The sequence below is a fragment of the Streptomyces caelestis genome (assembly GCF_014205255.1).
GTDB lineage: Bacteria > Actinomycetota > Actinomycetes > Streptomycetales > Streptomycetaceae > Streptomyces > Streptomyces caelestis.
This window is the reverse complement of the sequence record NZ_JACHNE010000001.1, coordinates 1,949,480-1,970,756: the sequence shown is the minus strand read 5'-3', so window position 1 is coordinate 1,970,756 and position 21,277 is coordinate 1,949,480. Positions and strand designations below refer to the sequence as shown.

The 21,277-nt window shown below is 71.1% G+C and carries 22 protein-coding genes; 10 read left to right on the top strand and 12 right to left on the bottom strand.

Annotated elements, in window-relative coordinates; all coding sequences use genetic code 11:
* Window positions 1-4: 4 nt before the first annotated feature.
* From HDA41_RS08895 to HDA41_RS08880, 4 genes are read right to left on the bottom strand one after another with little or no spacing between them, the layout of a single operon-like run.
* A complete protein-coding gene (locus HDA41_RS08895; protein WP_184982296.1) occupies window positions 5-1,798 on the bottom strand; it encodes a glycoside hydrolase family 15 protein in 1,794 nt (597 codons plus the stop codon).
* A gap of 33 nt (window positions 1,799-1,831) precedes the next feature.
* A complete protein-coding gene (locus tag HDA41_RS08890; RefSeq protein WP_184982294.1) occupies window positions 1,832-2,149 on the bottom strand; it encodes a hypothetical protein in 318 nt (105 codons plus the stop codon).
* Complete coding sequence (locus HDA41_RS08885) at window positions 2,146-2,733, bottom strand: SigE family RNA polymerase sigma factor (protein WP_184982292.1); 588 nt, start codon at window positions 2,731-2,733, stop codon at window positions 2,146-2,148. The genes HDA41_RS08890 and HDA41_RS08885 overlap by 4 nt, the downstream gene beginning before the upstream one ends.
* Window positions 2,730-4,292: a sodium:solute symporter family protein gene (locus HDA41_RS08880; protein WP_184982291.1), complete on the bottom strand. Its 1,563-nt coding sequence runs from the start codon at window positions 4,290-4,292 to the stop codon at window positions 2,730-2,732. Before HDA41_RS08880 ends, HDA41_RS08885 begins: the two co-directional genes overlap by 4 nt.
* A gap of 178 nt (window positions 4,293-4,470) precedes the next feature.
* Here HDA41_RS08880 and HDA41_RS08875 point away from each other — a divergent pair, with 178 nt between their 5' ends.
* From HDA41_RS08875 to HDA41_RS08860, 4 genes are all read left to right on the top strand, one after another.
* Window positions 4,471-4,695 (top strand): DUF3311 domain-containing protein, encoded by a 225-nt coding sequence (locus tag HDA41_RS08875; RefSeq protein ID WP_184982290.1) that lies wholly within the window; start codon window positions 4,471-4,473, stop codon window positions 4,693-4,695.
* 77 nt (window positions 4,696-4,772) lie between these two features.
* Window positions 4,773-6,929 carry a carbon starvation CstA family protein gene (locus HDA41_RS08870; RefSeq protein ID WP_311772200.1) on the top strand — a complete coding sequence of 719 codons (2,157 nt, stop codon included), beginning with the start codon at window positions 4,773-4,775 and terminating at the stop codon, window positions 6,927-6,929.
* A gap of 5 nt (window positions 6,930-6,934) precedes the next feature.
* A complete protein-coding gene (locus HDA41_RS08865) occupies window positions 6,935-7,117 on the top strand; it encodes a YbdD/YjiX family protein (RefSeq protein WP_184993265.1) in 183 nt (60 codons plus the stop codon).
* A gap of 161 nt (window positions 7,118-7,278) precedes the next feature.
* Window positions 7,279-8,220, top strand: coding sequence for a hypothetical protein (locus HDA41_RS08860; RefSeq protein ID WP_184982288.1), 942 nt, complete (start codon window positions 7,279-7,281; stop codon window positions 8,218-8,220).
* Window positions 8,221-8,247: 27 nt separating this feature from the next.
* Here HDA41_RS08860 and HDA41_RS08855 read toward each other — a convergent pair whose 3' ends face one another.
* The 3 genes from HDA41_RS08855 to HDA41_RS08845 form a co-directional block, all read right to left on the bottom strand.
* Window positions 8,248-9,048, bottom strand: coding sequence for an SURF1 family cytochrome oxidase biogenesis protein (locus HDA41_RS08855; protein WP_184982287.1), 801 nt, complete (start codon window positions 9,046-9,048; stop codon window positions 8,248-8,250).
* Window positions 9,049-9,097: 49 nt separating this feature from the next.
* Window positions 9,098-9,331, bottom strand: a complete 234-nt coding sequence (locus HDA41_RS08850; RefSeq protein ID WP_184982286.1) for a metallothionein — start codon at window positions 9,329-9,331, stop codon at window positions 9,098-9,100.
* Window positions 9,332-9,439: 108 nt separating this feature from the next.
* Complete coding sequence (locus tag HDA41_RS08845) at window positions 9,440-10,432, bottom strand: DEDDh family exonuclease (protein WP_184982284.1); 993 nt, start codon at window positions 10,430-10,432, stop codon at window positions 9,440-9,442.
* A gap of 276 nt (window positions 10,433-10,708) precedes the next feature.
* Between HDA41_RS08845 and HDA41_RS08840 the strand changes: the two genes are divergently transcribed.
* Window positions 10,709-11,623, top strand: coding sequence for a sterol desaturase family protein (locus tag HDA41_RS08840; RefSeq protein WP_184982282.1), 915 nt, complete (start codon window positions 10,709-10,711; stop codon window positions 11,621-11,623).
* Complete coding sequence (locus HDA41_RS08835; protein WP_184982280.1) at window positions 11,620-12,300, top strand: lysoplasmalogenase; 681 nt, start codon at window positions 11,620-11,622, stop codon at window positions 12,298-12,300. Before HDA41_RS08840 ends, HDA41_RS08835 begins: the two co-directional genes overlap by 4 nt.
* A gap of 43 nt (window positions 12,301-12,343) precedes the next feature.
* Here HDA41_RS08835 and HDA41_RS08830 read toward each other — a convergent pair whose 3' ends face one another.
* The 3 genes from HDA41_RS08830 to HDA41_RS08820 form a co-directional block, all read right to left on the bottom strand.
* A complete protein-coding gene (locus HDA41_RS08830; protein WP_376706854.1) occupies window positions 12,344-13,360 on the bottom strand; it encodes a CopD family protein in 1,017 nt (338 codons plus the stop codon).
* A 71-nt stretch (window positions 13,361-13,431) separates the two neighbouring features.
* Window positions 13,432-14,952 (bottom strand): S8 family peptidase, encoded by a 1,521-nt coding sequence (locus HDA41_RS08825; protein ID WP_184982277.1) that lies wholly within the window; start codon window positions 14,950-14,952, stop codon window positions 13,432-13,434.
* Window positions 14,953-15,011: 59 nt separating this feature from the next.
* On the bottom strand, window positions 15,012-16,541 hold the full coding sequence (locus tag HDA41_RS08820; RefSeq protein WP_184982275.1) for a S8 family peptidase: 1,530 nt from the start codon (window positions 16,539-16,541) through the stop codon (window positions 15,012-15,014).
* A 255-nt stretch (window positions 16,542-16,796) separates the two neighbouring features.
* On the opposite strand from HDA41_RS08820, the gene HDA41_RS08815 reads away from it, so the two are divergent.
* From HDA41_RS08815 to moaA, 3 genes are all read left to right on the top strand, one after another.
* Window positions 16,797-17,153, top strand: a complete 357-nt coding sequence (locus tag HDA41_RS08815; RefSeq protein WP_086600586.1) for a DUF485 domain-containing protein — start codon at window positions 16,797-16,799, stop codon at window positions 17,151-17,153.
* A complete protein-coding gene (locus HDA41_RS08810; RefSeq protein ID WP_184982273.1) occupies window positions 17,150-18,775 on the top strand; it encodes a monocarboxylic acid transporter in 1,626 nt (541 codons plus the stop codon). Before HDA41_RS08815 ends, HDA41_RS08810 begins: the two co-directional genes overlap by 4 nt.
* 164 nt (window positions 18,776-18,939) lie before the next feature.
* Window positions 18,940-19,929, top strand: a complete 990-nt coding sequence (gene moaA / locus HDA41_RS08805; RefSeq protein WP_230299575.1) for a GTP 3',8-cyclase MoaA — start codon at window positions 18,940-18,942, stop codon at window positions 19,927-19,929.
* Here the strand turns inward: moaA and HDA41_RS08800 are convergent.
* Entirely contained in the window at window positions 19,926-20,144 is a 219-nt protein-coding gene (locus HDA41_RS08800; protein WP_184982271.1) for a hypothetical protein, read from the bottom strand. The genes moaA and HDA41_RS08800 overlap by 4 nt on opposite strands.
* Window positions 20,145-20,359: 215 nt before the next feature.
* Window positions 20,360-20,755 (bottom strand): DUF3099 domain-containing protein, encoded by a 396-nt coding sequence (locus HDA41_RS08795; RefSeq protein ID WP_184982270.1) that lies wholly within the window; start codon window positions 20,753-20,755, stop codon window positions 20,360-20,362.
* 243 nt (window positions 20,756-20,998) lie between these two features.
* On the opposite strand from HDA41_RS08795, the gene HDA41_RS08790 reads away from it, so the two are divergent.
* Window positions 20,999-21,274, top strand: a complete 276-nt coding sequence (locus HDA41_RS08790) for a GlsB/YeaQ/YmgE family stress response membrane protein (RefSeq protein ID WP_059420786.1) — start codon at window positions 20,999-21,001, stop codon at window positions 21,272-21,274.
* The last annotated feature ends 3 nt before the right edge of the window (window positions 21,275-21,277 follow it).

Below are 21,277 nucleotides of genomic sequence, written 5' to 3'. Positions count from 1 at the left end.
GTCCCTATCCTGCCCCGTCCTCCCCGAACAGGGCGAGGGCGGTGTTCACCAGGCCGATGTGGCTGAACGCCTGCGGGAAGTTGCCGAGCTGCCGGCCGGTCACCGGATCGAACTCCTCGGACAGCAGGCCGACGTCGTTGACGAGTCCCACCAGCCGCTCGAACAGCTCCCGGGCCTCCTGCGTACGGCCCGTCATGTGCAGGGCGTCCGCGAGCCAGAACGAGCACACCAGGAAGGTGCCCTCGGAGCCGGGCAGTCCGTCGATCTCCGCCTGGTCCGAGTCGGTGGTGCTGTAGCGGCGCAGGAAGCCGCCGTGGTCCAGCTCCTTGCGGACCGCGTCGATGGTGCCGAGCACCCGTGGATCGTCCGGCGGCAGGAAACCGACGCGCGGGATGAGCAGCAGCGCGGCGTCCAGTTCGCGTGAGCCGTAGGACTGCGTGAAGGTGTTGCGTTCGGGGTCGTAGCCCTTCTCGCACACCTCGCGGTGCACCTCGTCGCGCAGCGCGCGCCAGCCGTCCAGGTCGCCGTCCAGCTCCGGATGGCGTTCCAGGGTGCGTACGGCACGGTCGGCGGCGACCCACACCATCACCTTCGAGTGCACGAACTGGCGCCGGCCGCCGCGCACCTCCCACAGCCCCTCGTCCGGCTGCCGCCAGTTGTCCCGCAGGAAGTCCATCAGAGCCGTCTGCAGCGCCCACACGTCCGGCTGGGCGGACAGGCCGGAGATGCGGGCCAGCGACAGGGAGTCCATCACCTCGCCGTAGACGTCCAGCTGAAGCTGTTTCACGGCGTCGTTCCCGATGCGTACGGGGGCGGACCTCGCGAAGCCGGACAGCCACGGCAGCTCGAACTCGGGCAGCCGTCGCTCGCCCGCCAGGCCGTACATGATCTGGAGGTCCGCCGGGTCGCCCGCGACCGCGCGCAGCAGCCAGTTCCGCCACGCCTCGGCCTCCTCCTGGTAGCCCGCCGACAGCAGCGCGCCCAGGGTGAGGGTGGAGTCGCGCAGCCAGCAGTACCGGTAGTCCCAGTTGCGCACCCCGCCCAGCTCCTCGGGCAGTGAGGTGGTGGCGGCGGCGACGATGCCGCCGGTCGGGGCGTAGGTGAGCGCCTTGAGGGTGATCAGGGAGCGGACGACGGCGTCACGGTACGGTCCGTCGTAGCGGCAGCGCGACGCCCAGGCCCGCCAGTCCTCGACGCTGTGGCGCAGCGACTCGTACGGGTCGACGAGCGGCGGACGCTCCTCGTGGGAGGGGTGCCAGGTGAGGACGAACGCGACCTTCTCGCCCTTCCTGACCGTGAACTCCGCGTGCGTTCCGAAGTCCTCGCCCCAGCTGCGCACCTCCGGTTCGCTGCGCAGCCAGGTCGAGTCGGGGCCGGCGACGGCGACGCGGTGGCCGTCGACCCGGCGTACCCAGGGCACGATCGAGCCGTAGTCGAAGCGCAGCTTGAGGACGCTGTGGAGCGTCACCTCGCCGTCCAGGCCCTCGACGACGCGTACGAGGTCGGGGGCGCGGTCGCGCTGGGGCATCAGGTCGGTGACCCGGACCGCTCCCTGCTCGGTCTCCCACTCGGTGTCCAGGACGAGGGTGTCACGGCGGTAGGCGCGCCGGGCGCACCGGTCCGCCCCCACGGGGGCGATGCGCCAGTAGCCGTTGTCCTCGTCGCCGAGCAGCCTGGCGAAGCAGGCGGCCGAGTCGAAGCGGGGCAGGCAGAGCCAGTCGACGGATCCGTCCGTGCCGACCAGGGCAGCGGTCTGTTCGTCGCCGATGAGCGCGTAGTCCTCGATGCTCGGGTACACGGAGTGCGGGTGCCCGGCAAGTCGGCACGGCAATCAGGGCAGGGGCCGCGGGAGTGACAGGCCCGAGGCGGCCGGGGAGCCTGTGCCGTTGAAGATGACACCGGGGTCCGACGGCGCCTGGTTGAGCACCCACAGGCCGATCAGGGTCGCCAGGGCGAAGACGACCGCGACCAGCACGGCGAGCACGAGCCGCCGCCGGCGTTCGCGCCGCAGCCACTCGCCCCGTGCCGCGCGGTACGCGTCCGGGTCGGGAAGCACCCCGCCTGCCAGGGCCTCGAGCGCCTCGCGCAGCTCACGTTCGGTCCGGTCGGGGCTGGTGCCACGCGACGGAGTCGCATCGTGATGCGTCATCGCCGGGCCTCCATCGCCTGGGTCAGGGCGGCGATGCCGCGTGCCGTGTGCGTCTTGACGGAGCCGCCGGAGATGCCCATCGCGGCGGCTATCTCGCTCTCCTTCAAACCGAGCCAGTGCCGCAGCACCAGTGCCTCGCGCTGCCGGGGCGGCAACTGCTGGAGGGCGTCGATGAGCACGCGCTGGTCGTCGCGCAGCAGCGCCGCGTGCTCCGCGGAGGCGACCGCCTCGTCCGGCGGGTTGTCCTCGTGCCGGCGGGCGACCTGGAGGTGCCGTATCCGCATCCGGGTCAGATTGCAGACGGTCGAGCGCAGATACGCCTCCGCCGCGGCCGCGTCCCGCAGGCGCCGCCACTTGCGGTAGATCTGGTAGTACGCCTCGGCCACCACGTTCTCCGGGTCGTCCGCGCCGAGCAGGACGGCGAGGCGCAGCATCGAGGAGTAGTGCACCTCGAAGAGACGGGCGACGCCGGTCTCCCGCTCCACGTCGTCCGGATCGCTCACCGCGGGGGCGAGCGGCTCGGCGGGGGCGGCCGGTGCGGGGACCGGTGGCAGGGTGACCGGGGTGTTCTGTCTGCGTCTCACGGAGTGTTCGCTCCCGTCTCCGGGCGCCGCCTGACGGTCAGGCGGGACGGCAGGTCTGTCGCGTCGGCGCCGCGCGGGACGCCGAGGCGGGTCAGCGCCGCGGTACCGGCCACCGCGACGGTCAGATTGAGCAGCAGGGCGGCGAGCCCGGCGTAGATCTCCAGCGGCCCGGCACCGGTACCGAGCGGCACGATCGAGGAGAAACCCTCGCGCACCACCAGGTACGTCCCCGACGCCATGCCCACGGCCCACCCGGTGAGCAGCGCCCGCGGATGCAGCCACCCGGTGAACAGCCCGACGGCGACCGCCGGGAAGGTCTGGAGGATCCACACGCCGCCGAGCAACTGGAGGTTGATGGCGTCCTGATCGCGCAGCCCGAACACGAACGCCACGGCCCCCACCTTCGCGGTGAGCGACACCGCCTTGGCGATGCGCACCTGCCGCTTCGGCGTGGCCGTCGGATGGACGTACTCGACGTACACGTTGCGGACGAAGCTCGTGGCGGCCGCGATGGACATCACGGCGGCCGGGACCAGCGCGCCCACGGTGATCGCGCCGAACACCAGTCCGGCCAGCGGCCCCGGCATCAGCCGGTCGACCAGCATCGGCACGGCGGCCTCGGCCCCGCCCTCGGGCGCCCGCACCCCCGTGGCGAGCGCCGCGATGCCGAGGAAACCGAAGAGCGCGAGCAGTGCCGTCCAGGCCGGCAGCGCCACGGCGGCCCTGCGTACGGTGCGCGGACTGTCGGCGGCGAATCCGGCGGTGAGCACGTGCGGGTACATCAGCAGCGCGAGCGCCGAGCCCAGCGCGAGGGTGGCGTAGGCGGGCTGCTGCTCGGGGGTGAGCAGCAGGGCGGAGCCGGCCGTGTCCGTCCCGGCCAGCCGCCGCGCCGCCTTCTCGAACACCGCGCCCGGCCCGCCGAGCCGTTCCAGGACCAGCCAGCACACGGCCGTGAGCGAGACGAACACGGCCACCGCCTTGAGCGCCGAGATCACCGTCGGCGCGCGCAGCCCGTGCCGGTACGTGGCCACGGCCAGCCCCGCGAACAGCGCCACCATCACCAGGTCGCCGGCCGCTCCCCGGGGATAGAGGCCCCCGGCCGTGAGCACGGCCCGTATGCCGAGCAGTTGCAGCGCCAGGTACGGCATCGTCGCGAGGATCCCGGTCAGCGCCACCACGAGCGCCAGCGGCGGTGAACCGTAGCGCCCGCGCACGAAGTCGGCGGCCGTGACGTACCCGTGGCGGCGGGCCACCGACCACAGGCGGGTCAGCAGGACGAAGGCGAGCGGACAGACGATCACCGTGTACGGCACCGCGAAGAACGCGGGCGCGCCGTTGCCGTACGCCAGTCCGGGGACGGCGGTGAACGTGTACGCGGTGAAGATCGTGCCGCCCAGCAGCAGCCAGGTCCACCCCGGTCCGAGGCTGCGGTCGGCGAGCGCCCAGCCCTCCAGGGACGGCAGCCGGTCGACGGGGCGCAGACGGCGCGCGGTGACAGCGAGCAGCGACGCTCCGCCGATCACGGCGAGGAACGTCGTGGTCATGGCGCCATCCGCCATGGGTCACCGTCCTTGGTGTGCCTGGACCCTCGCCTGCTGGTTGCGCGAGCGGCCGGTTCGGAGGACAGGAGAGGAAAGAAAACCGGTGGGAAATCTTCTGGACATCCGCTGTCAACCGTTCTCGGCGGAAGCGCAACTCTTGCACAGACCGACAGCGAACGGGAGAGGAGCACAGGCCATGGCACGGACCGGCCATCCACGGCTGCGACGCGTGGCCGTCGCCCTCCTGTTGCTCGCTCCCGCCGCGGGACTGCTGTGGGTCCCCTGGTACGCCGGTGCGAGCCCGGGGCTGGGGGGAACGCCGTTCTTCTACTGGTACCAGCTCGCCTGGATACCGGGGTGCGGCCTCTGCCTGCTCGCGGCGTACGCGCTGACACGGCACGACGACCGTCACGGTCCCTGATCGCGCCCTCCGCAACCCCTTCGCAGCACCACCCGACACACCGCTCCAGGTGAGGAGTCGCCATGTCTACGTCAGCCATGCCCGGATCTGCTCTGCCGGCGCCCGCGGGACCACCGCCCCGGCGGTCCCGCATGACCCCCAGGTCGATCCTCGTATGGACCGCCGTCGCCCTCGTCGGCGCGGTCGGCTGGGGTGTCCTCGCGCTCTCCCGCGACGAGGAGATCTCCGCCGTGTGGCTGGTGATGGCGGCCCTCGGCTCGTACGCCATCGCCTACCGCTTCTACTCGCGGTTCATCGCCCGCCGGGTTCTGGAGGTCGACGACACCCGCGCCACCCCGGCCGAGCGGCTGGAGGACGGTGTCGACTACCACCCGACCGACCGCCGGGTGCTGTTCGGTCACCACTTCGCGGCCATCGCCGGCGCCGGTCCGCTGGTGGGTCCGGTGCTGGCCGCGCAGATGGGCTATCTGCCGGGCACGATCTGGATCGTCGTCGGCGTGATCTTCGCCGGCGCGGTCCAGGACATGATCGTCCTCTTCCTCTCCATGCGACGGGACGGCAAGAGCCTCGGCCAGATGGCCCGGGACGAGATCGGCAGGGTGGGCGGTGCGGCGGCACTGATCGGTGTCTTCGCGATCATGATCATCCTGCTCGCGGTGCTGGCCATGGTCGTCGTCAACGCGCTGGCCGAGTCGGCCTGGGGCACCTTCTCGGTCACCATGACCATCCCCATCGCCCTCTTCATGGGCTTCTACCTGCGCTACCTGCGGCCGGGCCGGGTCGTGGAGACCAGTGTCATCGGCGTGGTCCTGCTGCTGCTCGCCATCCTCGGCGGCGGCTGGATCCAGGACTCGTCGATGGCGGGGTACTTCGTCTGGAGCCCCGAGACCCTGGTCTTCTGCCTGATCGGCTACGGCTTCGTCGCCTCCGTGCTCCCGGTGTGGATGCTGCTGGCTCCCCGTGACTACCTGTCGACCTTCATGAAGGTGGGCACCATCGCCCTGATGGCCGTCGGCGTGGTGATCGCCGCCCCGACCCTCAAGGCCGAGCCGGTGACGGAGTTCGCCTCGACCGGCGCCGGACCGGTGTTCGCCGGGGGGCTCTTCCCGTTCCTGTTCATCACCATCGCCTGCGGCGCCCTGTCCGGCTTCCACGCCCTGGTCTCCTCCGGCACCACGCCGAAGCTGATCCAGAAGGAGTCCCAGGTCCGGGTGATCGGGTACGGCTCCATGCTCACCGAGTCCTTCGTCGCCGTCATGGCGCTGATCGCCGCCTGCGTCCTGGAACCGGGCCTGTTCTACGCGATGAACTCCCCGGCCGCACTGCTCGGCCCGACGGTGGAGACGGCGTCGGAAGCGGTGAAGAGCCTCGGCTTCAGCATCACCCCGGACCAGCTCGCCGCGGCGGCCAAGGCCGTCGAGGAGCACAGCCTGGTCGGCCGCTCCGGTGGCGCGCCCACCCTGGCCGTCGGTATGTCGGAGATCTTCGCCGGGGTGTTCGGCGGTGCCGGGATGAAGGCCTTCTGGTACCACTTCGCCATCATGTTCGAAGCCCTGTTCATCCTGACCACGGTGGACGCGGGCACCCGCGTGGGCCGCTTCATGCTCCAGGACATGCTGGGCAACGTCTGGAAGCCGATCGGCCGGGTCACCTGGAAGCCGGGCATCTGGATCACCAGCGCCCTGGTCGTCGGCGCCTGGGGTTACTTCCTGTACGCCGGTGTCACCGACCCGCTCGGCGGCATCAAGCAGCTCTTCCCGCTGTTCGGCATCGCCAACCAGCTGCTGGCCGCGGTCGCCCTGGCCGTCACCACGACCATGCTGATCAAGGCGGGCAAACTGCGCTGGGCATGGGTGACCGGCATCCCACTGGCCTGGGACGTGGCCGTCACCTTCACCGCCGGCTGGCAGAAGATCTTCTCGGACGACCCGAAGATCGGCTTCTTCGCCCAGCGGGACGTCTACGCGGACGCCATCGACGCCGGCGAGCTGCTGCCGGGCGCCACGAACATGGACGACATGCACACCATCGTCCTCAACAACACCGTCGACGGCGTGATCATGGCGATCTTCCTGCTGCTGGTCCTCATCGTCCTGGTCAACTGCGCGGTGGTGTGCTTCCGCGCAGTGCGCGCCACCGAGCCCCTGCCAACGACCGAGGCCCCGTACGTCGCCTCCCGCATCGATGTCCCCGAGCAGCGGAACACCGAGCCGCTGGTGGGGGCGGGCCCGTGAGCACCATGCGGAAGATGCTGGACGCCGTGCTCTGGTACGCGCGCGAGCTGACCGGCGAGACGGAGTACGACCGCTATTGCGAGCGGCGCCGGCGCCACCACCCGCACGCGCCGGTGCCGACCCGACGCGAGTACCAGCGGATGCGCACCGCGCAGCGCGAGTGCGAGGCGCCCGGCCGCTGCTGCTGACCCCGTGCGGCGGCATTCGCCGCGCGGTTCCCGGGCCGTGCGACGGCATCCGTCGCGTGGTTCCCCGGCCGCGCGGCGGGCGTGCCCCTCCCCAGCCCTGACGGCACGCCCGTCGCGCGGCCCACCTCGTCCTGCTCCGCTCCACCTTCGCCGAGACCGAGATGCTCAGACGCCGCCCTTCCCTGCTGATCCGCCCCGAACTCGACGACGACCTCCTGCACGCGACCCTCGCCGAACTGCGTCCGGCCCTCCAACTGCACGGGCTCGGCGCGGGCAGCAGCCGTCCCGTCTGGGAGCCCGCCGCCCGGCTGCTGCGCGCCACAGGACGGGACTGGGACCGCAGAGCACACCGGGTGTCGGTCCTCGCCCGGAACATGCCGGCCGCGATCCCCGAGCGCTGGGTGGCCGACCGGCCCGGCCACGGCGACGCCCTGCTGCTGTCCGCCTGCGCCGCGGTGGCCCGGGTCCCGGTCGGCGACCCTGCCGCCGTACGCCGTGCCGAACAGGCGTGTCTGCGGGCCGCTGACGCCTGCCCCGGGGATCCGACGCCCTGGCTGGCCCTGTTCTCGCTGATGCGCGCCTGTGCCGTACCGGTCCGTGACGCCGTGCCCGTGTGGACCGAGGCCGTCCACTGCGCACCGTGGCACCGTGGCGCCTACCACCAGATGCTGGGCTATCTGTCGCCGCGCGGCCACGGCACGCTCTCCGACATGCTGGACTTCGCCTGGCAGAGCGCGGTCCAGGCCCCGCACGGCTCGCCGCTCGCCGTGCTGCCGGTGGCGGCCCGCGTGGAGCTGGGCGCCCACCGCCAGGGCCTGACGGGCCTCGCCGCCATCGGTGCGAACGGTCACTGGAACGAGCTCCGGGCGGCCGAGGAGCTCGACCGGGCCCTGTCCGGCTGGTTCCACACCGCCGTCGCGCCCCACGCCGAAGCGATGACCGACCTCAACCTGCTCGCCTTCGCCCTGACCCGCGCCCACCGCCCGGCCGAGGCCGCACTCGTCCTGCGGCGCGTCGGCCGCCACATGACACGCCATCCGTGGGACCTGCTGCCCGAGCCGGAACGGGCCTTCCTCTACTGGCGGGACGGCGCGGCCGGCTGACAACAGCCAAGAGCGGGACCGACGGCGTCACGCCGTGGCCGGCTGCGACTCCCTGTCCTGCGCCGTCGTGGCGGCCGCCGCCTGCGCCCGGTCCCGGGCCTCGCGGCGGGCCAGGACCACCCAGCCGACCGGGACGGCGGCGGCGAACAGCCACCACTGGACGGCGTACGCGTAGTTCAGCGCGGCGTCCTCCTTGCCGGGGGCGCCGAGCAGCTCGGGAGTGTCGCCCTTGGGCTCGGGCGCCGTCTGCGCGATGTAGCCGCCGAGCACCCGCGCGTCCAGGCGCCGGGCTTCCTGGTCGCTGTTGATCAGCATGATCTGCCGGTCCGGCAGGCCCTTGAGGTTCTTGATGCCGCTGGCCGCGGTCGTCTCGTCAGGCATCAGCCGCCCCTCGATGGTCACCTGGCCGCTCGGCGGTGCGGGGACCTTCGGGAAGGCGGTCTGGCTCGGGCCATCCGAGGGGATCCAGCCCCGGTTGACCAGCAGGACCCTGCCGTCGTCGAGGACGAACGGGGTCAGGACGTGGTAGCCGACCTCGTCGTCGGAGTTGGTGCGGCGGCGGACGACGACCTCGTCCTCCGTGTCGAAGCGGCCCTTCGCGGTCACGGTCCGGTACCGCTCGTTGCTGGTGACGGTGTGCCCGGGCGCGGTGAGCTTCTCCACGGGCACCGGCTCGGCCGCCAGCGCGTCGGTGACCAGCTGGTTCCGTGCGGTGCGCTCATCGTAGCGATGCATCTGCCACATGCCCAGCCTGATCATCGTGGGGATGAGAAGCAGGGCGATCAATGTGAGGATCACCCACTGCCGGGACATCAGGAAGCGGTACACCCCACGACCGTACAACTCGGTCGTGGGGTGTATTCAGCCGGGTACGCGTTCAGACCTTGTCGACAATTCCTGCCTTTCCCTCCGCGCGGGCGCAGTGGGCACCGCAGTACCAGTGGCCGTCGACCTCGACGCCCTGGCCGATGATCTGTACCCGGCAGTGCTCGCAGATCGGGGCCATGCGGTGGATCGCGCAGGCGAAGCAGTCGAAGACGTGCACCGCCCCCTGCGCATGCACCTCGAAGGTCATTCCGTACTGATTGCCACATACCTCACAGGTCGCCATGCGCCACAGGGTGAGCCGTCGTCCCGGCCCGGGCGAGCGGCCACCGGGCGAGTCGCCCGCCAATCACCCGTCCGTACGGTCGTCCCTCCGGTACCGCTCCGCGTACGGTCACTCCTCCGATGCCGGCTCCACGTCCGCGAGGAGTTGCCCGAACGCCGCCTCGTCCACGATCGGCGTACCGAACTGCCGCGCCTTGACCACCTTGGACGTGCCCGATTCCGGGTCGTTCGTGACGAGCAGGCTGGTCAGCCGGGACAGGCTCGTGGCCACGTGCAGCCCGGCCTCGGTGGCCCGGTCCTCCAGCAGGTCCCGCTCGATGGAGGTGTCACCGGAGAAGGCGACCCGCATGCCCTGCTTGAGCCGCCCGCCCGCCTCGTAGCGCCCGGGGTTGGGGTAGGGGCAGGCGGGGCGCTTGCGGGAGGGCCGCCAACTGCCCCCGCGGTAACCGCCGTGGCCCGCCTGCTGCCCGATGCGGGGCGTCGCAGGGCGGTCCGACCACTCCGTCAGCGGCCGGCACTCGTGCAGCGGCAGCCGTACGCCGTTCGCCGCCGCGGCCCTGAGGCTGGGCCGGAACGCCTCCGCCAGCACGCGCGCGTCGTCCAGCGCGTGGTGTGCCCGCCGCTGGACGACGCCGAAGTGCGCGGCGAGCGACTCCAGCTTGTGGTTGGGCAGCGGAAGCCCGAGCTCCTTGGAGAGCGCGATGGTGCACAGCCGCTGCCGTACCGGCGCCTCGCACTTCGCGCGCGCGTACTCCCGGGCGATCATCTGCCAGTCGAAGACGGCGTTGTGCGCGACGAGCACCCGGCCCTGAAGCCGGGCCGTGAACTCCTCGGCGATGTCCGGGAAGAGGGGCGCGCCCTCGAGCGCCTCGCTCGTCAGTCCGTGGATCCACACAGGGCCGGGGTCGCGCTCGGGGTTGACCGTCGTGTACCAGTGGTCCTCGACCTCGCCGCGCGCGTCCAGCCGGTAGACGGCCGCGGAGATGATGCGGTCGTCCCGGGCCAGGCCCGTGGTCTCCACGTCAACGACCGCGTACCCCTGGGGATACGCGGCCGGCCACGACGTGGGAGAGAACGCCGCGGTCGTCAGGTCTTCCAGCATGGTTCCTGAGGATACGGGCCACGACTGACAGCGCCGTCCGTCAGGTGCGCACGCTCCGCCCTTCCGATGGTCCCTCAGGCGTCTTGTCCGGTCTGTCCTTTCGTGAGGCGTACGTCTGAACGACCCTCAGCCGGCCGGCCGGGCGGCCTCGCCGGATTGGCGGGCATCGCCAGGACCGGATTGGCGGACATCGCCAAGAAGCAAGCGCGTACCGTCGGTAATACTTGTGGGTAACAACGTCTGGTCCGGGCAGGATCGCGGTCCTACGGTTCAGGCATGCCGAACCTGCCCGATGTCGTGCTGTGGTCGATACCCGCCTTCGTGCTGCTCACCGTGGTCGAGATGGTGAGCTGCCGTCTCCACCCCGACGAGGACGCTGCGGGCTACGAGGCGAAGGACGCCGCCACGAGCATTGGCATGGGCCTCGGCAGCCTCGCCTTCGACTTCCTCTGGAAGATCCCGATCGTCGCCGTCTACACGGCCCTCTACGAACTCACGCCCCTGCGCGTGCCCGTCCTGTGGTGGACCGTCCCGCTGATGCTGCTCGCGCAGGACTTCTTCTACTACTGGTCCCACCGCGGCCACCACGTCGTCCGCATCCTGTGGGCCTGCCACGTCGTCCACCACTCCAGCCGGAAGTTCAACTTCACCACCGCGCTGCGTCAGCCCTGGACGTCCCTGACGGTGTGGCCGTTCTACGTGCCCCTCGTCGCCGCCGGAGTGCACCCGGCCGCGCTCGCGTTCTGCTCCTCCGCGAACCTCGTCTACCAGTTCTGGATCCACACCGAGCGGATCGACAGGATGCCCCGGTGGTTCGAGTTCGTCTTCAACACCCCTTCGCACCACCGTGTCCACCACGCCTCCCAGGGCGGTTACCTGGACCGCAACTTCGGCGGCATCCTCATCGTCTGGGACCGGCTGTTCGGGTCCTTCGTCGCCGAGACCGTACGGCCCGTGTACGGACTGACCAAGAACATCGACACCTACAACCCGCTGAAGGTGGCGACGCACGAGTACGTGGCCATCGCGAAGGACCTGAAGGCAGCGCGCGACTGGCGCGAGCGCGCGGGGCGCGTGTTCCGGGGGCCGGGGTGGGGGCCCGCGCCGGCCGTGGCACCGGCGCTCACCGCCAGGACGACCGAGGCTCCGGCCACGGCCTCGTCGCCCGTCGGAGAGAGCACGTCGGCGTGAGCCACTCCCGACTCGTCCTCGGCGCCTTCGGTCTCGCCGTCGCCGTCGACCTCGTCTCCCTCGCGGCCGGCTCCGACGCCGGGCACGCCGTCGCCAAGCCGCTGCTGATGCCGCTCCTGGCCCTCTGGGCCGTCCTGCGCCGGGCACCCCGGCCGCTCGTGGCCGCCCTGCTGTTCGGCTGGGGCGGTGACGTGCTGCTGCTGTCCGACGCCGAGGCGGCCTTCCTCGCCGGCATGGGCTGCTTCGCGGCGGGACACGTCTGCTACCTCGTCCTCTTCGAGAGGTACGGCAGCCGGTACGCGGTCCCACGCGCGCGTGCGGGCCTGCTCGCCCTGGGCTACGCCACCGCCCTCGTCACGACCGTCGCGCTGCTGTGGCCGGACCTGCCCGCGGACCTGTGCCTGCCCGTCACCGGGTACAGCCTGCTGCTCACGGCCATGGCGTACCGGGCCGCCATCCGGCTCGGCCTCTTCACCGGACTCGGCGGTGCGCTCTTCCTGTTCTCCGACACGCTCATCGCGACCGGCGTCGCCGGCCGGCCGCAGCCGCCCGGGCCGGATTTCTGGATCATGCTCACGTACAGCGCCGCACAGGCCCTCCTGGCCGGCGGCACGCTCGGAGCGCTCAACGCGCGCAGGGCACCGGCCGTGACGTACGGGGAGATGCGCGCGGGCTGAGGCTCACCAGCGGATCGGGAACGGCACCAGCGGATCGGGAGCGTCACCAGCGGATGGGGAGCGGAAGGGCCGTCAGCAGCCCGGACACGGCGACCACCAGACCCAGCACGACCACCTCCGCCCGCGCCGGCGCACAGGCGGTCAGCGGGTCGGCCGCCCTGCGCAGCCGCTGCTGTGCCCACAGGGCGAGGGCGGCGACGGCGGCCACGAGGAGCACCTTGGCGAGCAGGGCACGCCCGTACGCCGTCGCCGTCAGCTGCTCCAGGACCGTCTCCGGCGGCATCCGGCGCAGTGAACTCCACACGCCCGTCGCGGTGATGGCGGCGAGCAGAACGGCCGCCACGCGCGCGTAGAGCCCCAGCAGGGCCGCGCCCGCCTCTGTGCCGTACCGGCCGTGCCACAGCCGCAGGGTGCGCAGCGCGTGCAGCAGACCGCCCACCCACAGCGCCGCACAGGTCAGGTGGACGAGCGTCAGCCCGGAGCCGGTCAGCGGGGTGTGCTCGGTCGCGGGGTGCGCGCGCAGGGCCTCGGCGACGACCACGGCGGCCAGGGGCCACAGCTGCGTGGCCGGCCGGCGCGACACGGCGCACAGCCCCGCCACGAGGAACGCGTTGACCTCCAGCAGGGCGAGCTTGCCGTCCCGGGACGCGTAGAGCCCGCCGACGTCGATGTCCGACAGGCCGTCGGGGACGAGATTGCCCGTGGCCACGACCGAGGCGAGCCCGAGAGCGGCGACGCATCCGGCGGCCGCCGCGAACGAGGACCAGCTGCGGGGCCCGACCGGGTGGCCGACGGCCCTCTCCGCGCCCGGCACGCGCCGTGCCAGCCGGTTCACGAACAGCTCGCCGATCGGTACGCACAGGGCCGCGAACAGCACCGTACGCAGCAGCGCTGTGCCTCCGACGCCGGGCGCGGCGGCCTCCCCGGTGCCGTGCAGCGCGGTGGACGAGCCGAGCAACGGCACCAGCGCGGCCAGCGCCACCAGCACCAGGACGGCGACGGGTCTTGTCAAGGTCACCCCGAGATCTTCACCAGCCTTCACATGGCTGGGCAAGTCCAGGAGAACTGCCGCAGGAACGCAGCGGGCCGGGCGGATGCCCCCGCCCGGCCCGGACTACCCCCGCACGAGCTCTACTTGGTCACCGCGTCCAGCGCGTCCGCGATGCCCCACCCGTAGAAGCCGTTGAGGTTCTTCGAGCCCTCGCACACCGCGTCGATCTTGCCGTCGGCGTCGATGTCGTACGGGTCCGTGCACGGCGTGGCGTCGGCCTGCGCGTACAGGAGCGCCTTCACCAGGGCCGGAGAGGCGTACGGGTGCGTCGACTTGATGAGGGCGGCGACGCCCGCGACGTGCGGGGAGGCCATCGACGTACCGGCCATGTAGCCCCACTTGCCGCCCGGCAGCGTGCCGAGGATGAGGCCGCTCGTGGCCGGGGCCTCCGGCTTCTGGTAAGCGGTCGAGTCACCGCCCGGGGCGGCTATGTCGGCGACGCGGAGACCGTAGTTGGAGAAGGACGACTTGATGCCCTTGGCACCCGTCGAGGCGACCGTGACGACGCCCGGCAGCTGGGTCGGGATGTCGAGGCACTTCGAGGGGTCGACGACCCGGTCGCCCGGCGTGGAGTCGTTCGGGGACGACGGGTCGGTGATCTCGTCGGCCGCGAGGTCGTAGTTCTCGTTGCCGGCCGCGGCGACGTTGACCGCGCCCTTCTTCTCCGCGTACCGCGAGGCCCGGGTGACGGCGTCCAGCAGCGCCTTCTGGTCCGGGTCGTTCTTGCAGTTGAAGTACCAGGGGTCGGTGTAATAGCTGTTGTTCGTCACGTCGACGCCGTGCTCGGCCGCCCACACGAAGCCGCACACGACGGCCTCCGTGTAGAAGAAGCCGTCCGGGTTGGACACCTTGATGCCGGAGACCTTCACCCCGGGCGCGACACCGGTCATGCCGACGCCGTTCTTCGCGGCGGCGATCTCACCGGCCACGTGCGTCCCGTGCGGGCTCTCCGCCGCGCCCGGCCGCCAGGCCCCGTCGGACGTGTCCGGCTTGCCCGACACGCAGTTGACCGACGCCTTGCGGTCGAAGTTGGGCGCGATGTCGGGGTGGGTGTCGTCGACGCCGGTGTCGATCACGGCGACCGTGACCTTCTCGCTGCCCAGCGACTTCTCGTGCGCCTTGTCCGCCTTGATGGCGGGCAGGTCCCACTGCTGGGGCTCCAGCGGGTCCTGTCCGGCGGGAGCCTCGGCCCTGGCGACCTCGGCCGCGCTCAGCACCTTCGGCGCGCCCAGGTCGGCCGTCACCGCCGTCGGCAACGGCGCCGTACGGGTGGCACCGGCCGACTGCACGCCGCGCACCGTGCGGATCGTCTTGGCGAAGTCGGGGTTCGAGGAGTGGACGACGATGACGCCGATCTGGTCGTACGACGTCACGATCGTGCCGCCGGCCTTACCGACGGCCTTCTTCACGTACGCCGAAGTGCCGTGGCCCGGCTTGACGTTGACGACGTAGCTGAGCGAGGTCGCGTCGGCCGAGACCGCCGCGGGCGCCTCGTCGGCGGCCGTGGCGGAGGTGTTCGGCAGGAACGCGAGGGCCGTGGCCATGGCCATCCCGGCCGGGATCGCGACGGCGCGGCGGTAGCGCGCGTGCGGCGCTGTCATGGTGTCTCCAGTTCGTTCGCGGTACGGGCGGACTGTGCGGGAGGTCTGGGAAGCGCGCGTCACTTGACCGCGCGCAGCGCGTTGACGATGCCGTACCCGTAGAAGCCATTGACGCGCTTGCCGCCCTCGCACACCGCGTCCTGCGTGCCGTCACCGTCCTGGTCGTACGACTCGGGGCAGGCGGTCCGGTCGGCCTGCGCCTTCAGCAGTGCCTGGAGCTGGGCCGGGGACGCCCCCGGGTGCTTGGACTTCAGCAGCGCGGCCACACCGGAGGCGTGCGGGGCGGCCATCGACGTGCCCTGGAGGAAGCCCCACCCGCCGTTCGGCATGGTGGACAGGATGCGGCCGTCCTTCGAGGGCGTGTCGGGTATCTGGTAGCGACGGTCGCCGCCCGGCGCCGCGACGTCGACGACGCCCTCGCCGTACGTCGAGTAGTACGACTTGACGCTGTTGACGCCGGTCGCGCTGACGGTGACGACACCCGGCAGCTGAGTCGGCACGTCGAAGCACTCGTGCGGGTCGATCGTGCGCTCGACGGGCGTGGTGTCGTTCGGGCTGGAGTCGTCGAGGATCGCGTCCGCGTCCAGGTCGTGGTTGGAGTTGCCCGCCGAGGCGACGTTGAGCGTGCCCTTCTTCTGTGCGTACAGCTGCGCCCTGTTGACCGCGTCGACGATGGCTCGCTGGTCCGGATCGTCCATGCAGTTGTACAGCCACGGATCGACGTAGTAGCTGTTGTTCGTGATCTCGACGCCGTGGTCGGCGGCGAACACGAAGGCGCAGACCACGTTCTCCGGGTAGAAGAGACCGTTCGCCCGGTCGGTCACGTTGATGCTGGAGACCTTCACACCAGGCGCGACGCCCGCCACGCCGATTCCGTTGCGCGCGGCGGCGATCTCACCGGCCACGTGCGTGCCGTGGTAGTCCTCCGGGGTGTACGGCCGCCAGGCGCCCTGGCTGGTGTCGGGCTTGCCGCCGGCGCAGTTGGCGGACTGCGACGCGGAGAAGTTCGGGGCGATGTCGGGGTGGGTGTCGTCCACGCCGGTGTCGATCACGGCGACCGTCACCTTGCGACTGCCCGGATTGATCTTCGCGGCCTGGTCGGCGCCGATCGCGCGCAGATCCCACTGGTCGGCCTCGAGGGGCTCGCTCTCGGGCGTCTGCGCCGAGGCGGCCTCGGTGCGCTTGGCCTGGGCGGCCGTCAGGTACTCGGCCGCGCCCTCCTCCTTGGTCCCCGCGGCGGTCAGCGGCGCCGTCCGCGTCGCGCCCGCCGACTGGACCCCGCGCACCGTGCGGACGGTCTTGGCGAAGTCGGGGTTCGAGGAGTGGACGACGATCACGCCGATCCGCTCGTACGTGGCCACGATCGAGCCGCCGGCCGCGCCGATCGCCTTCTTCACCGACGCGATCGTGCGACGGTCCACCTTGGTGTTGACGACGTACGCCAGCTTCGGCGCGTCCGCCGTCTGCGCGGCCGACTCGGCGCGCGGGGCCGCCGACGCGGCGGCGGGCAGGAAGCCCAGCGAGGCCGTGAGGGACAGCACGACGGGGACGGCGAGGGCGAGCCGGCGTCTGGAACGCAGATGAGACATGGGGTTTCCACATCCTCCGGAAACGAAACCGGCCCGAGGCACAGGTGGTGCTCGGGCAGGTACATGACGAGGTGGTCAGGGTGAAGCTATCCCGCGCTCTCGCTGGCCAGCAACGTTTTGCCGAAACGACTTCGGAAAGAACGCCGCGCGGTTGAACCGGTTCTCGCGTGCCGCCGTGACGTTGGACAAGGAGCGCGAGGACACTCGCCTCCGTCCCTGTTCAAAACCGCTTCCGTCATCGCGAGGAGACGCTCCGTGGCCACCGACGCACCGCCCCCCTCGAAAGAGCAACACAAACTCCCCTCACCCGAGGAGTTCACCGAGGTGCAGGAGAGCGCGGAGTTCGGTGAACTGCGCCGCTCCTACCGCTCCTTCGCCTTCCCGCTGACCGTCGCCTTCATCGCCTGGTACCTGCTGTACGTCCTGCTGTCGAACTACGCGGGCGGCTTCATGGGCACCAAGCTGTTCGGCAACATCAACGTCGCCCTCGTCTTCGGCGTCGCCCAGTTCGTCACCACGTTCCTCATCGCCTGGTGGTACTCGAAGCACGCCGCCGCGAATCTCGACCCCAAGGCCGAGGCCATCAAGTCCCGGATGGAGGGCGGCGCATGAGCCCCGCACAGCAGACCCTTCTCGCCGCGAACGAGGCCAGCGAGCACCGCCCGCTGATCATCACCCTGTTCGCGCTGTTCGTCCTGGCCACACTCGGCATCACCATCTGGGCGGGCCGCCAGACCAAGGACGCCGCCGACTTCTACGCGGGCGGACGCCAGTTCAGCGCCTTCCAGAACGGCCTCGCCGTCTCCGGCGACTACATGTCGGCCGCGTCGTTCCTCGGCATCGCGGGCGCGATCGCCATCTTCGGCTACGACGGCTTCCTCTACTCCATCGGCTTCCTGGTCGCCTGGCTGGTCGCGCTTCTCCTGGTGGCCGAGCCGCTGCGCAACTCCGGCCGCTACACCATGGGCGACGTCCTCGCGTACCGCATGCGCCAGCGCCCGGTCCGCACCGCCGCCGGCACCTCCACGATCGTCGTGTCGATCTTCTACCTGCTCGCCCAGATGGCAGGCGCGGGCGTCCTCGTCTCGCTGCTGCTCGGCATCACCTCCGACGCCGGCAAGATCCTCATCGTGGCCCTCGTCGGCCTCCTGATGATCGTCTACGTCTCCATCGGCGGCATGAAGGGCACCACCTGGGTTCAGATGGTCAAGGCCGTGCTGCTGATCGGCGGCACCCTCCTGATCACCTTCCTGGTGCTGCTGAAGTTCAACTTCAACATCTCCGACCTGCTCGGCACGGCCGCCGAGAACAGCGGCAAGGGCGCCGCCTTCCTGGAGCCCGGCCTCCAGTACGGCGCGACCGGCACCTCCAAGCTGGACTTCGTCTCCCTCGGCATCGCCCTGGTGCTCGGCACCGCCGGCCTGCCGCACATCCTGATCCGCTTCTACACGGTGCCCGACGCCAAGGCCGCCCGTAAGTCCGTGAACTGGGCGATCGGCATCATCGGCGGCTTCTACCTGATGACGATCGCGCTCGGCTTCGGCGCCGCCGCGCTCATCTCGCAGGAAGAGATCATCGCGTCCAACCCGTCCGGCAACACGGCGGCCCCCCTGCTCGCGCTGCACCTCGGCGGCGTGGACTCGACCTGGGGCGCGATCCTGCTCGCCACCATCTCGGCGGTGGCCTTCGCGACGATCCTCGCCGTCGTCGCCGGCCTCACCCTCGCCTCGTCGTCCTCCTTCGCGCACGACATCTACGCCAACGTCATCCGCAAGGGGCAGGCGTCCGGCGCCGAGGAGGTCCGCGCGGCCCGCTGGGCGACCGTCTTCATCGGCGTCGTCTCCATCGGCCTGGGCGCCCTCGCCCGCGACCTGAACGTGGCCGGCCTGGTGGCGCTCGCCTTCGCGGTCGCGGCCTCCGCCAACCTGCCGACGATCCTCTACAGCCTGTTCTGGAAGCGGTTCACCACCCAGGGCGCCCTGTGGTCGATCTACGGCGGTCTGATCGTCGCCGTCGGCCTGGTGCTGTTCTCGCCCGTCGTCTCCGGCGACCCCAAGGCGATGTTCCCCGAGGTCGACTTCGCCTGGTTCCCGCTGAAGAACCCGGGCATCATCTCCATCCCGTTCGGCTTCCTCATGGGCTGGCTCGGCACGGTCCTGTCCAAGGAAGAGCCGGACGTCAAGAAGTACGCCGAGCTGGAGGTCCGGTCCCTGACCGGCACCGGCGCCCACTGAGCACGAACCCCCTGACGCGGCCGCGCCGTAGGAACCTCCAGGTCCCTGCGGCGCGGCCGCGTTCCACGTCGTGGGATCGGGTCTGTGGGATGTCAGTGGTGTCACGTAGGCTCGCAGGTGCCGGAGAGAGCGCCGCACGATCCGCGTCGAGGGAGGGGGCCCACGTGCTCATCGACACCTATGGCCGAAGGGCCACCGACCTGAGGGTCTCGCTGACCGACCGGTGCAACCTGCGGTGTACGTACTGCATGCCCGAGGAGGGCCTGCAGTGGCTGGCCAAGCCGGACCTGCTCACGGACGACGAGATCGTCCGCCTGATCGACATCGCGGTCACGTCCCTCGGCGTCGAGGAGGTCCGCTTCACCGGCGGCGAGCCCCTGCTGCGCCCCGGCCTGGTCGGCATCGTCGAGCGCGTCGCGGCCCTCGAACCGCGCCCCCAGATGTCCCTCACGACCAACGGCATCGGCCTCAAGCGCACGGCGGCCGCCCTGAAGGCGGCAGGCCTGGACCGGGTCAACGTCTCCCTCGACACGCTCCGCCCGGACGTCTTCAAGACCCTCACCCGCCGTGACCGCCACAAGGACGTCATCGAGGGCCTGCACGCCGCGCGCGACGCTGGCCTGACCCCGGTCAAGGTCAACTCGGTCCTGATGCCGGGGCTCAACGACGACGAGGCCCCCGACCTCCTCGCCTGGGCCGTGGAGCACGACTACGAGCTGCGCTTCATCGAGCAGATGCCCCTGGACGCCCAGCACGGCTGGAAGCGCGACGGCATGATCACCGCCGGGGACATCCTGACGTCCCTGCGCGCCCGCTTCGAGCTGACCGCCGAGGGCGACGAGGCACGCGGCTCGGCACCGGCGGAGCGCTGGCTGGTCGACGGCGGCCCCCATGTCGTCGGCGTGATCGCCTCCGTCACCCGCCCCTTCTGCGCGGCCTGCGACCGCACCCGCCTCACCGCCGACGGACAGGTACGCACGTGCCTGTTCGCCCGCGAGGAGACCGACCTGCGCGCCGCCCTGCGCTCGGGCGCCCCCGACGAGGAGATCGCCCGCATCTGGCGCCTGGCCATGTGGGGCAAGAAGGCGGGAGCGGGCCTGGACGACCCGACGTTCGTCCAGCCGGACCGGCCCATGTCGGCGATCGGCGGCTAGGGGGTCTGCGAGGACTCCCATTCCTTCAGCGGGACCACGTCCTTCAAGAACCCCCGCACCCCGAGGAACTGCGACAGATGCTCGCGATGCTCCTCACAGGCCAGCCACGTCTTGCGCCGCTCCGGCGTATGGATCTTCGGGTTGTTCCACGCCAGCACCCACACGGCAGCCGCGCGGCAGCCCTTCGCGGAACAGATGGGCGTCTCGTCACTCACAGCTTCGTCTCACCACTGCACACAGAAAAGGCGACGCCGAGCAGCCACGGGGGGAGCTGCCCGGCGTCGGTCCGTCGCTCCGACGGGGGATGCGGAGCGCGTACGAAGTATGTCACGGGTAACCCCGGGCCCGGCACCTGAACAGCATGATTGATCTGAGCTTTTCTTGAGCTTGGCGGGGAGATGACTTCCGTTTGTGAGCGCCCGCGAGCGCCCTACCGCTCCGGCGACTCGGTCCGTGCCCCCGGTACCGTCCCGGACACGGCGTCTTCCGCCATGGGTTCCGCGGGGCCGTCCTGCGTCCCCGACGGCGCGATCATCGGCCGCACCGGCGGCACGACGAACGTCGACGGCAGCGATGGCGCGTTCTCCCGCCCGGCGTTCGCGATCACCACCGCGATGTACGGCAGCACCAGCCCGAGCACCAACGCCACGACGGCGACGTGCCGTTCGACGTTCCACAGGGTGGCCGCGAGGATCACGGAGATCGTGCGGACCGTCATCGAGATCACGTACCGGCGCTGCCGCCCGCGGACGTCTTCCTGGAGTCCGGCCCGGGCGCCGGTGATCCGGAACACCTGGGCATGTCCGTCGCCATGCTGCTTCCGCATCGCATTCCACCATCCGCCCGTATCGGATCTCCCCGCCCCGTAGCCGTCCTCGGCCGGTCGGGGAGCCTGGCCGGGACAGCTTCCACGTTACGCCGCGCCTGCGTCGGCTACGAGACCGGGGCCGGTCCGGTCCGGGCGAACGGACTGGTCCGTGCCGCGTATGGCCGCCCCCGGCATGCGGCGTAGGGCACCTGGGCCGACACTGGGCGTAGTGCTCACGTCAAGCCGTACGAGGAGGCAGCGATGGGGTGGTTGTGGGCGATCATCGTGGGACTGGTACTCGGTCTGCTCGCCAAGGCGATCATTCCGGGCAAGCAGCACGTCCCCCTGTGGCTGACCGTCATTCTGGGCATGCTCGGCGCCATCGGAGGCAACGCCATAGCTCGGGCGGCGGGTGTGGACGCCACCGCGGGCATCGACTGGTGGCGGCACGTGTTCCAGCTGGCGGCCGCGGTCGTCCTCGTCGCCATCGGCGACATGGCGTACACGGCGGTCCGGGGAAACAGACGAAGGGCATAACGG